Origin of the sequence: Pseudoalteromonas umbrosa, assembly GCF_030125375.1 — a bacterium.
In the GTDB taxonomy this organism is placed as follows: domain Bacteria; phylum Pseudomonadota; class Gammaproteobacteria; order Enterobacterales; family Alteromonadaceae; genus Pseudoalteromonas; species Pseudoalteromonas umbrosa.
Map to the genome: position 1 here is coordinate 1 of NZ_JASJUU010000009.1, position 14,070 is coordinate 14,070.

At 40.3% G+C, this 14,070-nt stretch carries 11 protein-coding genes; 7 read left to right on the top strand and 4 right to left on the bottom strand.

The window, feature by feature from the left end:
* Window positions 1-396: 396 nt before the first annotated feature.
* A complete protein-coding gene (locus QNM16_RS23010; protein ID WP_284022577.1) occupies window positions 397-759 on the top strand; it encodes a hypothetical protein in 363 nt (120 codons plus the stop codon).
* 535 nt (window positions 760-1,294) lie between these two features.
* Window positions 1,295-1,783 carry a hypothetical protein gene (locus QNM16_RS23015; protein ID WP_284022578.1) on the top strand — a complete coding sequence of 163 codons (489 nt, stop codon included), beginning with the start codon at window positions 1,295-1,297 and terminating at the stop codon, window positions 1,781-1,783.
* A 553-nt stretch (window positions 1,784-2,336) separates the two neighbouring features.
* Here the strand turns inward: QNM16_RS23015 and QNM16_RS23020 are convergent.
* A complete protein-coding gene (locus QNM16_RS23020) occupies window positions 2,337-2,855 on the bottom strand; it encodes a hypothetical protein (RefSeq protein ID WP_284022579.1) in 519 nt (172 codons plus the stop codon).
* Window positions 2,856-4,118: 1,263 nt separating this feature from the next.
* Between QNM16_RS23020 and QNM16_RS23025 the strand changes: the two genes are divergently transcribed.
* Entirely contained in the window at window positions 4,119-4,343 is a 225-nt protein-coding gene (locus tag QNM16_RS23025; RefSeq protein ID WP_284022580.1) for a hypothetical protein, read from the top strand.
* Window positions 4,344-4,482: 139 nt separating this feature from the next.
* On the opposite strand, the gene QNM16_RS23030 is transcribed toward QNM16_RS23025, so the two are convergent.
* The 3 genes from QNM16_RS23030 to QNM16_RS23040 form a co-directional block, all read right to left on the bottom strand.
* Entirely contained in the window at window positions 4,483-5,382 is a 900-nt protein-coding gene (locus tag QNM16_RS23030) for a hypothetical protein (RefSeq protein WP_284022581.1), read from the bottom strand.
* 550 nt (window positions 5,383-5,932) lie between these two features.
* Window positions 5,933-7,468 (bottom strand): class I SAM-dependent methyltransferase, encoded by a 1,536-nt coding sequence (locus QNM16_RS23035; RefSeq protein ID WP_284022582.1) that lies wholly within the window; start codon window positions 7,466-7,468, stop codon window positions 5,933-5,935.
* A gap of 129 nt (window positions 7,469-7,597) precedes the next feature.
* Entirely contained in the window at window positions 7,598-9,253 is a 1,656-nt protein-coding gene (locus QNM16_RS23040; protein ID WP_284022583.1) for a hypothetical protein, read from the bottom strand.
* Window positions 9,254-10,084: 831 nt separating this feature from the next.
* On the opposite strand from QNM16_RS23040, the gene QNM16_RS23045 reads away from it, so the two are divergent.
* From QNM16_RS23045 to QNM16_RS23060, 4 genes are read left to right on the top strand one after another with little or no spacing between them, the layout of a single operon-like run.
* Entirely contained in the window at window positions 10,085-10,915 is an 831-nt protein-coding gene (locus QNM16_RS23045; RefSeq protein WP_284022584.1) for a hypothetical protein, read from the top strand.
* Window positions 10,916-10,917: 2 nt separating this feature from the next.
* Complete coding sequence (locus tag QNM16_RS23050) at window positions 10,918-12,819, top strand: hypothetical protein (protein WP_284022585.1); 1,902 nt, start codon at window positions 10,918-10,920, stop codon at window positions 12,817-12,819.
* 55 nt (window positions 12,820-12,874) lie between these two features.
* A complete protein-coding gene (locus tag QNM16_RS23055) occupies window positions 12,875-13,471 on the top strand; it encodes a hypothetical protein (protein ID WP_284022586.1) in 597 nt (198 codons plus the stop codon).
* 10 nt (window positions 13,472-13,481) lie between these two features.
* Window positions 13,482-14,066, top strand: a complete 585-nt coding sequence (locus QNM16_RS23060) for a hypothetical protein (RefSeq protein ID WP_284022587.1) — start codon at window positions 13,482-13,484, stop codon at window positions 14,064-14,066.
* Window positions 14,067-14,070: the final 4 nt, after the last annotated feature.

Below are 14,070 nucleotides of genomic sequence, written 5' to 3' on the forward strand. Positions count from 1 at the left end.
CTTCACCTGTTACGATTTCAAGGTTGTCATTTTTCATTGTGTTCATATCACGGTTCCAATTAGTTATTAAGTTATGTCTGTGTTTCGATTGAGTTCTATTATATACAAATCATTGTACAACACAACAGGTAGTTTCATTAAAAACGCCTGTGCGGCAGTGGATTACACTACAAACCCGCGTACAATATGGCCGCAATGGTGCGAAGAAAAAATTAAAAATCGTTTTTTTGAATCATAGAAAAATCAACATCATTGTACATCGAGTTAATTTTTAACAGGGCTCAAACTCAGTGCATGCGAGAGAATTTCAACGTAATGACTTGATCAAAAACAACAAAGCAATATACTAGTAGCCGAATTTGAGACTCAGAAACACGACTTTTAAGGAAAGCCATCATGACACACTATCTAGCGTATTCAGACGAAATCACCGCTTTGATCCGTGCGCAATTACAACCAGAGCTTGAAGGGTTTATCAAAACACTCAGTGTTGACTCTCCATGCGTTCAGGGCTATTTTAGCGAAGAGGGAACCCCCTTAATCAAAAGCCACCTAGATAACGTCGGATTAGAGATGCTGTTTGGTGATCAACAGCAATTAGAAGAGCTGATCTATGATAGTGTTTTTCGTACTGCTGGCAGCTATTTGCGGCAAACAGAAGCAGGCTCAGATGAAGTTCTGGTCTTTTTGATAGATACCAGCTATAAAATTTCAACAGCATTAAGTGCACAGCTGTCAGCACCGCGAACCTTACATTAAAAACGACTATTTTGCGTCTAAGCTCAATGGTGCTTGTGCACTGAGTCAATACGCCACAATTGAGCTGCGCTTATTGACTATCACAGTACATAACGCAGCTTCACAAAAGCAACACATATAATGGTGCGTTATAAATGCCTAGCATAGCGTGTCAATCCATCGCCAAAAACACGAATTCTAAATGCATAAAAGGTGACCGGTCAGGTTAATATATCACCATGTTAGGTATAGACAAATCAAGTATCTAAAGCTTTGGATCAAGATTTAATTAAGCTATTTTAAAAAGCCTCTTTTTGCTCCTTGTGGAACGACATCCTTGCTTAAGCAGCCTATGAGCAAGGACAGCTACTCTAAAAACAACGATTTTAAGTCAGAAAATTACTAACTCTTTTCATGCAGAGCGCCTTATTTTTCAGTCATAAAGCGGGGTATTACACATCAAGCCAAACAGCAGAAAACGCTTGCATCACAGGGGCTTTCATACTAAATTTGTACAATATTTTATCACTTCATAGTTTGTTTAGGCGATTGCGTAATGATTGAAATTCAAGTTTCTAAGCCCGTTCTAAAATATCTGATGGATTATGATACGACTATGGAACACGGTAAGATGGTACGTGCCGCTAATGGCGGACATGTGCAAATAAACTCCGAACTGGTAGAGAAGGTGATCCAACAGTATTGCGGTGAAGACCTGACAATTATGCATGTCTCAGACATTAAAAACATTCTAAAAATGTGTTCATCTCATGTCATTGAGCACAGTAAATCAGTGCAGCGACATGATGTGTTTTTCAACGGCCGTTTTATTCGGGATTACCGTATCCCACCAACGCCCCAGCAGCGCAACGCATTGAAACGCCGTTTTGACACTCTAACTAAGTTTTTAATAAATAGCGAACGTCGAGCTGTCATCATGGTCTTTGAACGACTCCCTAGTTCAAACTTATGCAGCGCAACTTTACTCTGTGATGGGGTAATAGAAGATAAATGCTTAATTGGGATGAATGGTGGCATTCACTGAGGTAAAGCAAATAAAAAGCAGATAACCTGCGTGATTAAGCTCAAGGACTTAGCCACTAGATAGCGGTAATGGTACTCCATAGGCATAAGTCAAAACACCGATTTTAAACAATATAGGTTGCAGCCCAGAGATAAAGCACAGCAAGATGCAGCATACTAAGAGCCTGATTAACTTTAAATAACGCACTTTAAGCCAAACCTTTTTTGACATCTCAGTCCTAAAGCCAAACGAAAAACCCAATTCATTGTATAACAAATTATATTCTTGTCAGCTAAGTATTCTTTTAGATTAAACACAAAGCGTAATGGTGTGATAAATCAATGTACAACACTAGAGGGTTCATGTTTCACAACATGAATAATGGGCTAATAAAACCTTTTCTACAGTATCAAATACATATCTTTATTGGACAAAAGCCGATTTATCACACGAATATCGTATTTTTTAACGCGGCGGAAGCGCTGGGCTCTGAGCTCCACCACCTGAACCACCAAAAACACGCTTTAAATCACCTTTGTCCAACTCTTTCATTTTAAATTCTCTTTAGTCTCGTTTAATATCGCCTGGCATAGTAAGCATAATGTAGACACACCAATGAAACTGCAATCTGAGCAGCATTATGCAATACATCTCGTACATTTAACTTAAACCATGCATCTTGTAAAACCCATATACTATATAGGTAAACTTCAATTAGCGTAACCAAATTAACCACAAAAGTAAATGCAAAAATGTAAATAAGTCTCTTGTCCAATTGCGTGTATTTATGCTGTAAGTATACTTGCTTGAAAAATTCAAATTGGCGAAAACGGTAGGCGATCAAATGACGCCACCAAATCACAGCCGCAAAAACCACACAGAGCAACATGCACCAAGCATAAAAGCCTATTGGCATGGTACGAGACCAATCGCTCAGTATTAAATCAGCCCATTCCAATAAAAAATAAATCATTAACAGCCAGCGTGCTGCTATATTTTTCCATGAGATAATTAGACTAGCAGCCAAAGCGCCTACAATAATGTTGTCTACTGTATCAATGATATTTACCAAACTTAGCCAAGTTTCAAACATTCCTCTCTTGTCCTTCTTTTATTTTATTTTTTATTAGGTACTGCATCATAATTTTCATTCAGGTCTAAAAGACTTTACGTAAATTAATAATCCGTATTAGATATGTTAAACCTCAAGCTTTCCACACAAAACTGGACAAATATCTTTATACCCAACTTAGTTGTAGTGAGGTTTCACTCAAAACTAAAACATGCCCTTCTACTTCCGGTTGATGTTACCACACCTTTGTGACACTCAAAGAGCATACCTTATCTAGTCGGCATACTTTGCTTATGTAACACCTAAAAATTCGGATAAAACAATTGTTTTCACGCCAGTATTTATTAATTTATTAATGTAACCAAATGCTATGTTAGCATAACTTTTTTAGTTGATATAACCTAGCATGCAGGGGATTGTACCCCCTTATACTTAGATTAACTATATTGATACGAAATTAGTTTGCAAAATTGCGGTCTAATAAACGGTAGGTCAAAATAATTGGCCTCTAACCGAGTTGTAATGCAATGATTTCGTTGTATATGCATATCAAGAAAAACTCAGCAGCCAGTCAAAGGCCATGAATAAAAATAAATGAGGAAATTATGATAAAAACAGAACTAAGGTTAGCCCACACTAAACTTCATAGAATACAACATCAGCTGTACACAACGGCCATTCCTTCGATGATTTTATCTTAAATATAAAGGGAACCGGCTACAGAATAATATGCATGACATTAATAATATGTACATATTAATAGCCGAAAAGCTATGATAGTACACAGTCGAATACAAGCTGGTAACACTAAAATACAAGATGAATAAGCTCTAACAGCCGAGGTCCAATCTAATCATTCACGTATATTTATCATGCAAATAGGTTGATAATTTACCAGAGTGAAAATTTTTCTATTAAAAGAATTATTTGAATTAGGCTCTTTTAAATATAAATAGGACAGATTAAACTGACTATTTTTCAACCAAACAAACAAGATTAGGATCATTGTACATTGCTCCTTGACGCCATTTAATCAAAAGCGCAGAAGCTGTTATAAACAAAAATATCCCTTATATGGCAACAAGTTGCCGAAAATCATGCAATTGTATTATATAGGTGTGAGAAATATCTTACATAAGATTAAGCTTTCACGCCATTGCCAAGTCAAAGATGTATGTCAATAATGCATCCGAAACATTATTGCAATGTTTACAATTAGCGGCACACAAAAAGGAGTCTGTGTGCACATAATAACTGTTTAATCAGAACTTTAGAGGTTTAAAGATGTGGAAGGATATCTTAGATAATTGTAAGTCCCCAGAGGTAAGACGCGCTTTATTTTTAAATGAGCAACTAAGTGAAGGACATACGCTTGAACGGCATATTTCAGGTGAATGGACAGTAGAAAGAAGTGTAGATCAAGTGGATTTACTCCTGAACCCAAACGACTACCGAGTACATATTGAAGTCGTTAAAGGAGGAGGAGCGATCACTTCTTTAGCAATGTAACACTGTAGATCTTACAGACACGTTACGTATGGGCGCGCAGTCATATGAGAAATTGACTGCCCATCTAATTTGATCCTAACAGCTAAGCCAACCGTGATAGTGCCTTATTTACCGTTTCGTCGTCGCCCATCAAGCTAACCTAATGAACTACGTGATTTTCCCTTAGCTCAATACCTGTTCCGTCCATCATATTGTCATTGGGCACCTCTTCTAATAACCCTAAAGACAAGCAATCTAAACATGACAAATACGTTTGCGTAATAATCAAAGTCGCCGCTTGAGCTTGAAACTCCTGATCAAAATGTACTTGTAACGTCCTTCGCAGTGCAGCCACATCATCGACAGATAAATCAGCATTGTATCTTAGACGCGTCATCAGAACCTCTAAGGCTATTGCAACTCCATTGCCAATAATCTGTGAGGACAGTTCACACAACTGCGCTACGGGCTGATTGTGCTCGAAAAAAGCAAGCTGCGCGCTCTGTTGAAGCCAATTGACGATGCCAAGAGCGAACTCTGGGCTATTGTATTCTTTAATAATTTGTTTGACCGATGTGTCGAAAAACAAGTTTTTACCATACCAGTTATCACGCTGTGATAATAACTCAGGGTGATCTGTATAGTGACTTTCACTTAGGTATAAAAATAGGGTTTCAACCACCTCAAAGACACAATCAATGAACAAGCGCCCACCCCATCTTGATGACGTGAGACTATATGTAACAGCCGCATTTAAATCACGGGAAAAACATTTCGGCTCCGTTATTTGAGCACCACATTGTCGACGCATGTGCACGATAATCTCAGCAAGTTGCTCTCCCTCGAACGCAAATTCTAAGTGTGCAAACTGATTTTGTGGACTTTCAAGATAGTCTATATAAGACCTAAGAGAGTCAAAACCAGCAATGTTAACCGCATGAGCATGCATTAACGCCTCCAGATCTAGACCACTTTCCCCAACTAGTGCCTCGAAGTACTCAAAAAATGCAGCTGCTCCCGAGAATTCCTCGTAAAAATGCAACCTCTTTACCTGTGCCATATAGTTATCCTTCCATCTCACACAAACAAATAGCTGTTTTACAACATAGTGCTTGTTCGAATATCTGCGACTAATCGTCTATTACCAGAGCAATAAAGTTAGTCCATTGTAAAAAACAATTAATAATAAAGAATTAAAAATAAAAAACAAAACAACCAAAAGAACTAGTTAAAAGCTTTATTTTGTGAGATTTATATTACATTTGTTCCTCACGTTCATAGGCTTTTATTTCAAACCCATCTTTAAGTTCTTATTTATGGTACCTTGAGACGACGTATTGCCACCGCATCACGTCACCATCAAGCGCTTTAAAAGATATATCTCAGTATGAATTTACCTTGACCCATGGACCTCAAATAGCCGAAACACCAAAATGTATCTAGGCACTGCATCCAAACAAATGGCTATTGTGACAATATTTTTAGTTAGCAAAGAATATAGTAAGACGGGTTTATTGTACAACACTATAAGTCGGTATAAGTAATGTACAACCGAAGAGAAAGGGCAGTTATGCCCTTAAGATACTAAAAGTAGTCCTATGTAGATCAGCTTAGTCAGCATTTAATTCATGATACACTTCTTTTGCTTTGCTCTTTCCAAGCAATAAAGAAGCTGCCTTTTGAGAAGATTGCTTAGTGAAAATCCAAGCAGGATCGCCTCGTAAAGTGGCGTCAAAATTAGCAGATGGTTTCGCACTGGCTACCCCAGCGCCAATCGTCCCCATATACTTAGCATCTGGTAGCTCTCGCTTAATTATACTCATAAGTGGTTCAACTAAACGGTAACGGCCACCTGTACGCGCATTAAAATCATCAAACTTAGGGGCTTTTAAGTCACCTAATTCAATCACCAACGTACCACCGATTTTTAAACAATCCCATGCTTTGACAATGGTCTTTTTCAAAAACTCATCAAGGAAATCATCAATTGAAGGATAGCGAATATACGCTTGATCTTGATCTTTGGTATAACGTTCATTATTGAAAGGCGGTGGCGCAAACATGATCATATCAACCGGGTCAATCAACTCATAAGAAAAATCTTCCGCAGCCTCTCTATAAATAGATACTGTTTTACGCGTTTGACGACAAAATTTATCCAATTTACGACTGGCTTCAACAATACGCTTATCAGGGTCAATACCATGATATACCAAGGGCGTTTCAGCGGCTTCAAACCCTAATAACCGAGAACCCCAGCCAACACTAAGATCCAGAACAGATTCAGGTTGGAAATAATCAAATAGAGCCTTAGAAACAAATGGTCTGTCCGGCGTTGGAATATAACGGCGTATACCAACATACTTTCTCAATGTATCTCGAGAAACAAGCGCTTCGGAGCTATCCAACAAACGATGAAAAACAGAGCGCAATACTTTAGGATCTTTCCAAGACTCAGCAGGAGAATCGGCTAAACTGCCGCGACACGTCCAACGAATATCTTGAAAGAAATAGTCACCAGCGAAGTTACCAACATTATTTGCCAATATGGTTAACATGCCTAAAGGTTGTTGATATGTAAATCGAGAATCCGTTCTGGAGCCAGCCATAAAGTCGTTAAAATCGGCACGTTTTAAATCGAGAAAACTTTTCCAAGCCGCGTCTCTCGTTATTTCTCTTGTTGGCATAGACATACCGTTATCGAGCACAACTTTCTCAAGTAAACGGATCAACACAGAGCGATGTTCACTGGTATTATATTTTTTAAGCAACAAAGCCCAATCTTCTTTACCAATCCAAATGTTATTAGACTCAGTAACGTAGCGACGAGGATCTAACAACTCATATTGTTCACGCCGTGTCTTAGTATGCAACTTAGAAGACTCTAGAGATGAAAGTTTAGAGTCAGCCGCTTGGACCACAGTTGTAGAGCCTTGACGTTTGAATGAAAGCGTACCAGATAAACGTTTGCTTTGTGGCTTCTCTTCAGTAACAGGCATAGCAGAAAAGTCACGGCGAGTCCGTCGAGATTTACGCAAAGATGTAGATTTATCAATAGATTCTATAGAGGAACTTGAACTCTCTTGAAGATTAGATAAATGATTATCTGAGCTAAGATTAAAGTCTCGTTTTTGACGTCGGCTCATTAAAGGTCCTCGATAACTATCAACACATACAGTGTTCAGCTAGATTAGTCTTATAATTATTCAGCGATTATATAATCAATACCACTGCGGCGCAATAGAGAAGAACAACCATTGTACAAGGCCAAAAGGTTAATCAGGAGGTTTGAAATAAAGGCCATTAAAACGAGATAAAAACCATGAAGATGTACCAACCAAGCCAAAAAGAAAATACGGTTTCGCCAAGGCGTTATAGGAATGGCTGTAGCGGTTGAGACAAGTTGTTTTGCTAAGGGCTATTAGGTCATTGAGTTTAACTTTTATTTGTTTTGTTGCTTGTTGTATTGCTTTGTCAATATATCTATAAAAGGTCGCTTTTGATAATTGTGATCTCTTCTGTAAGTTTGTTTTTAGTTTTGGCGATTCCTTGATTTGGTAAAGGCTTAAGTTGTTGTTTTTTATATATTGGGTTACTTCTTTACAGAGTTTATCCAGTGTTGTTTGTGCCTTTGCTTTGTTTGTGTGTCTTGCTGCCATTTTTTGTTTTGCTGCTTTTTGACCTGCACTGAGGGTTTTCTTTTTACGTGTTTGTGTAAAGTTTATTGGCAGTTTTAATTCGTCGCTTAATATCTTTTTCAAGCGTGTAAACCCATAGTAATAGGTTGTTGTTGCAGCAGTGCTGAGGTAAGACTTGAGTTCCTGCGCTGAAAGACCGATATATTTTTGGTTTATTTCCTGTATAAACTGCCATGCGGCAGAGGGGTCCATTACTCTATTTGCACAATTGAATAAATGAAATGCAGTGAGATCACGTTGACCTTTTAAGTTTGGTTGTTCTTTCGATAAGTATTGGACCCATTGTGTAATTATTTGAGTTAGCCAACATTTTTGTCCAATGCTGTCATAGCCTTGGGCAATACCTGGTAACTTTTTAGGCACTTGTTGGGCTGTGTTGAGCTTGGGTTTTATCTCGCTCGCACGGCGTTGGGTTGATTGGGATTTGGGCTTGCTATTTACGCTATTGCCTTTTTCTAAAGAGGCTGGCGCATTTTTGGGATATTTCCATTTTAGCCCTAGTTCATCAACCAAGGCTTGAGGAGAAAAAGTCTTACCGCCACGATAGTAGTCGACGCTGCGCCAAGTTTTATGGTGTAACGAGCCCGGTAAGCGCATATTTCCTGAAGGGTTGTGCGAAGCTGCAAAATCAACAAACCAGTCTTTATATCCAAGCTGCTTTCGCTGAGCATCAAAACGAGATGTCAATTGTCGACTGATCTCGCGCCAGCGTGTGATCAATATTTCCCTATGCTTGGCTGATTGCGTTAGTTGTGCACAGTCGTATAACCAATATAAGTGCACACCACCAGAACCTGTTGTGACAATATTGGTCGCCATAGGAATATCTGCAAGCCACAGTACCTGTGCGACTTCATCAAGCACTCTCTGTGATGCTTGTGGTGTTAACGCATTGTGGTTCTTGGTATCAATCTCTATCCAATGGGCCACAAAGCCAAACAATTGTTTTTGGTTGCGCCATTTGTAAAATAGATTAGGGGTGAAATAAACACCATGCGTCGTTGATGAGCACTCACCTGTATTGATTGTTTGCATATAATCCTTGCGTGTTGTGACTTCGCGCAATGGATCATATTGCGGTTTACCACTGGCTTGATGATCGGTGAGTTCATCCGTTTCTCCACAGGCACGGCAAAACCAACGCAAAGCGGGTTCGTCACCTACTTGCCAGTCTTCATCAAAGACAGATGTAGGCATTTTGTTGTAATGATATGCGCCTGCTTGTATGTTCAAGGTTTACCTGTGCCATTTTAAGTGGGGGCCTAAGGCCCGCTATTCCCCTTAAAATAAACCGATATAAAACCCTCGCAACCCTTATTTTTAAAGGGCTTCAGCGAGTTTTAATGATTCCTCAAAAGCCACTTTAAAAGCCGTGATATTTACCTTTTCAAAACTTATAAATTTTTCATTTCCAAATCATCTTTTGATCCTGTTTTTAAGTCTTAAATTGTACAATACCGGTGTTTTAACGCTAAATTAGCTATTTTTTATAAAGTAGCAATTAAACTAATCGCTGTTCTAATCCTGTTGTAAGCTGAACAATGCTGTATAAACAAACACAGGGTGCATTGGTTTTCATCAGAAAATAGTTAATGTATTACTGGTTAAACAACGGTATAAACAACGGTTCTTTTTATATGTTAATTGAACTTTATGAGGTATTTTTAATGATTATACTGAAGCGTGACATGGGTAAGTGTCTATCCAATGTGCACTCAAAAAGTGCTCACAAGAACTGACCATATAGAAGTGCGTGCAGTATGTGCCCTCGGGTCACGCGCCAGTATCAGAATACACTTAAACCATGAGGATCGTGACCTGAGGGCACGTTTGATCATATTGATCTTAGCGATCGCAATGTGACCTTAGGGCACAAGAAGTTATTTTTAAAATTTGTTGTACAATGTATTTGATTGACACTTTTTATTGCCAAATTGTACAATACAATGACTGCTTTGAGCCTCTTTTAATCCCTGTTTCTATTATCTTGGAGCCTAAAAGCGGCTAAGACCGAGTTGCGTGTGCGATTGTGAATATAAACCTTGATAACGGGAGGAGGCCGCCATGGCACTCGGCTCACAAAAACCTACCATGTCGTTGGTCAGCGGATCATTTGGTGATCCAGATTGGTTACGCGATACCTTATTAGACACCATGACCGCTTGGCGAAATAATGGGAAGTTAATCATTGCCCTGTTCGCTGGTCGTCGTCCCACACGTGAAGAGCTTGAAAACAATCACTATTTAATCTCTGGATATTACGCAAACTACTCATTTATTGGCATGGTGACATTAGATAAGTATGGTAATGGCAACCGTTCAGCGCCTTTGCTTCTAAACCCTAAATTAAAACATCACCGCAGTGAAGGGGAAGGATTGATCGATGAGCAAGCAACCCCTTATTACAACATGCCTAATCGTGAGTCGGAGTTAAGCACAGACCCAAATGACATCGTCAATATGGTGTTCCCAAAAGGGATGTCTTATGGCTTACATGGGCCTACACAGCATTACGATATGGAAGAGCGCAAATTAGTTGCATTGAACGGTAATGATAATCATCGTGCGACTTGGGGGTTAGTGTGTTTTGGTACAACCACATCGGTAAGATCCGATATGATCTTTGATAATACAACCGCTGAGTCCCGACGAAGTGCATCTACTTTGACTCGAGAGGGCCATAATGTGTATATCAATACGAGCCGAGCAACCGCGAATTATATGTATTATATCACGGTTGGTGATATTGAAGATGAGCCGACCGCAAACCTGGTATTGCGCCATGGTGCGCAAAAAGGCCTAACTCGCTACGCTTACAGACAAATTGTACCTTCACGTTTGAGGATCCGTATGCAGGATTTGGTCATTAACCCTAAAATTAAGGATGGTCTGTAACTATGTCTCTTAATCATATCAAGCGTTATCTTGCGGGAAAAAATGGCCGCACCACCGCAGCTCGATACGCTAAAACTGTCTTTTCTAGTGATGTTGCCTTAATCGGTGTTAACGACCAAAATGTCATCGCGGTACACTGGCTAATGCACAATGCAACGCCAATAAAAGAGTATGCTAATGAGTCATACCTGCGCTCTCGAGATACTTTAAGTACTGGCCATCATAGAGTTAAGCATGCCACTTTTGACAGCAAGATAATGCGTTATTGTCTTGAGTATAATCCGGTTAAAAATGCACATAGCATGATTGACGAGCATACACATAACATCAAAGCGTGGTATTTGATCGGGTTGGATTTTAATGTGCCCGCCGAACTTGATGAAATCGGTTTGTCGCAAGGCGGTACTGGGACCTTTGGACTAGGCGAGTCTGCTGCGGTACTAAATGAAGCGGTACTGGCGAGCCAAGGGCGCTTTTGGTTACGTTGGGATTGCAGTAATGTGACTGTAAATTCAAACACCGTAATTAGCTTTGGTTTTGTCAATGAAACAGGGGCTTCTCACCTTGTATATCGGGAGTCCAAGCAGCTTGATAGGGTGAGTGGTACCTTTTCTTTCAAAATTGATGACGACAAACGCGCCTTATTAAAGCCAAACAATCGCTTTATTATTGACCTTGATTGGTTCAATTTAGGTATGCCATCAGACAACCCTGTGGGAGAAGCGGTTAATCAGTTGTCTGCCAGATTTAATGAAGTCGCCGCTTACACCGCCAAGATATTGCATGGGGTTGAGCACATTGACTTAGGCCCTATGCCTCAGTTGCCGGTTATGAAAAGCACAGTGCTTGACTTGATGGCGCAAGGCAATTGGTATGACTCATTTAATCTTTATGATGATACGGGACGACATCCGCCTTTAGACATCAATGAGGGACTTTATTTTAAGGGCGGTGCAGCAAAGGCCAGTCATTTTGTCTATGGTGGCTCCGATAAAACATTCAGTTGGCCTGCCTCAAATACAGAGGGCGTTAAGGTTACTATCAAACTATTAGGAATGCATTCTGGCACTCAAGTTTCACCGCCCTATGAGTTTAACTTACGTTTAGTACCTGCCGATGAGGACTGGCGCATTGCACGACCAATTATGGAATATAACGATGACCGAGCAGGGAATCATTGCATCTCAACCGATACTGGCTCTCACTATATCGCCGCGTGTTTCAATATCTCGGAGCGTAATAAGCCTGATGGCAAAACGGCAAGCGCCATCCCAACTCATAAAGCGCAAAAATATGAGTTGTATTATATGCCTGACGGCCGAGTCATGGTCTATGTCGAGGGAACATATATGACTACATTGCTGTGTAATCCTGTGTCACTGGCCCCAAATCGCGCGTTTCGATTTGATTTATTCTCTTATTATAGCGTGTTTGACATGCATGAGCTTAAAGTGGAGCGATTTGATGTGCCCACAGAATACGAGCATGACTTGACGCCTCATCTTGTTGCTGTTAATGCATTTAACTCCAGAAATAAACTTGTTGATACGACTGAAAGATTGAATAGCGGGGTGGATAGTTATGCTCATGGCGCTTGGATCCAGAATATAAACGAGTATGTGGACTTTACCTTGACGCAAGATGCAAAAGTCTCGTTTAAGGGTCATATTCACTATAACTATACAGTGGGAAAACTGACCAAGTTAGATGGTGACCAGCCTTTTGAACTTGAGCTGCCTCAGCTTAACTCTTCAGAATATCAGGTGATCCATGAAAACTTGCCAAAAGGACGCTACCGTCTTCAAGCCACGACTAATACTCATATATGTGTGACGGGATGGCGTGCAGAAGCGCCTGTGGTGCCACCGCCAGAAGCGCCAGTGCCAGAAGCGCCAGCACAGTAATAAAAAGGCGTTATACGCCCCGCGATATCATTCTGAATTTAATCAAGGAAATACCATGCAAGCCTCTAATATTGTACGGCATCAGTTAATAAACACGCTTTCATCCTTTGTACAACGAGAGCACGCCGATTATACCAACCCTACTTTTTTTATGCGGGGCGAGCCACCAACAAACGACGAGCTGGCATTGTACATGCGTGATGATTGGATCAGAGACAGAAAGTTACCCTCAGATCCAACGAGTACACTCAACGCCAAGCTACTTGGCTATGTTGATAATTTTATGAATACACACTCATGGGCTCGCTCTGAAGAGACAGTGGCACTGGCCAACGAGCAAGTGACAGAGGCTGTTGCGAATTCAACGGTTCATAACATGGTTAAAGGGCTTGTCGGAACGCCACCGACAACGAGTTTTACGCTTGCGACGAGCCATAGCCAGATCAGTGCGTCGGCGCAGCCTATTACCTGGAGTATAACACTGCTCAATAATGCAGCAACGGATTTAGTTAATGAACGCACACATGTGATAGTCAATCGAGTAGGGACTGCCAGTGATCCAACTGCTGAGGTGGTATTAAGTGACAATTTAGTGAGCACTTCACAGTTAACCTTAGAGTGCCTAGAAGTGTATTTACCTGTTTTTGGTTAGGGAGACCCTTGTGGAATTTAGTAAACACTTACGTTTTCAAAGTTGTAACGCACTGCGTAGTTTATATGCTTTTAATACTGAAGAGCATCGGCAAGTGACGTATTTAATGACCGGCGACTTGCCTGAGTTTGACGTGCTTGCGGATATTTTAGAGACCCAATGGAAGCAACAAAATATTGCACCAGATGCACCGACGTCGAGTTTACACTCTTTGGTTTTAGGTAAGACAGAAGGATTATTGGCGCAATTTACTTGGACTAATCATGAAGAGAAACGCCCTGTGATGTATTGGGAGACTCGCCCTGATTTAAAGGACAATGTATTGCGTACCGAAAGTGTCTTAGTGGGCTTATCAGGGACTGCTGAGCACAATCAAGTCACAATACAGTTTGACCATCAAGCACATGGCACGCAGCAATGCCATTGGATGTTAACACTGTGGGTGTCGGATAACCCAGTGGCACGCAGTCGTTATGTGGCACATCGTGTTGGGGTAGAGTTTGAGCCAAATGCAGAACTGGTTTTGGCATCTAATGCTTTAACTGCTGACAATCCAACATTGGATGTCATTGAATTTATCACGCCAATTCATTAAGGGG

Bases quoted from the DNA above. Each gene is read 5' to 3' on its own strand.
- QNM16_RS23015 (WP_284022578.1), top strand. From the start codon at position 1,295: ATGATTGAAATTCAAGTTTCTAAGCCCGTTCTAAAATATCTGATGGAT.
- QNM16_RS23055 (WP_284022586.1), top strand. From the start codon at position 12,875: ATGCAAGCCTCTAATATTGTACGGCATCAGTTAATAAACACGCTTTCA.
- QNM16_RS23010 (WP_284022577.1), top strand. From the start codon at position 397: ATGACACACTATCTAGCGTATTCAGACGAAATCACCGCTTTGATCCGT.
- QNM16_RS23020 (WP_284022579.1), bottom strand. From the start codon at position 2,855: ATGTTTGAAACTTGGCTAAGTTTGGTAAATATCATTGATACAGTAGAC.
- QNM16_RS23025 (WP_284022580.1), top strand. From the start codon at position 4,119: ATGTGGAAGGATATCTTAGATAATTGTAAGTCCCCAGAGGTAAGACGC.
- QNM16_RS23035 (WP_284022582.1), bottom strand. From the start codon at position 7,468: ATGAGCCGACGTCAAAAACGAGACTTTAATCTTAGCTCAGATAATCAT.
- QNM16_RS23030 (WP_284022581.1), bottom strand. From the start codon at position 5,382: ATGGCACAGGTAAAGAGGTTGCATTTTTACGAGGAATTCTCGGGAGCA.
- QNM16_RS23050 (WP_284022585.1), top strand. From the start codon at position 10,918: ATGTCTCTTAATCATATCAAGCGTTATCTTGCGGGAAAAAATGGCCGC.
- QNM16_RS23045 (WP_284022584.1), top strand. From the start codon at position 10,085: ATGGCACTCGGCTCACAAAAACCTACCATGTCGTTGGTCAGCGGATCA.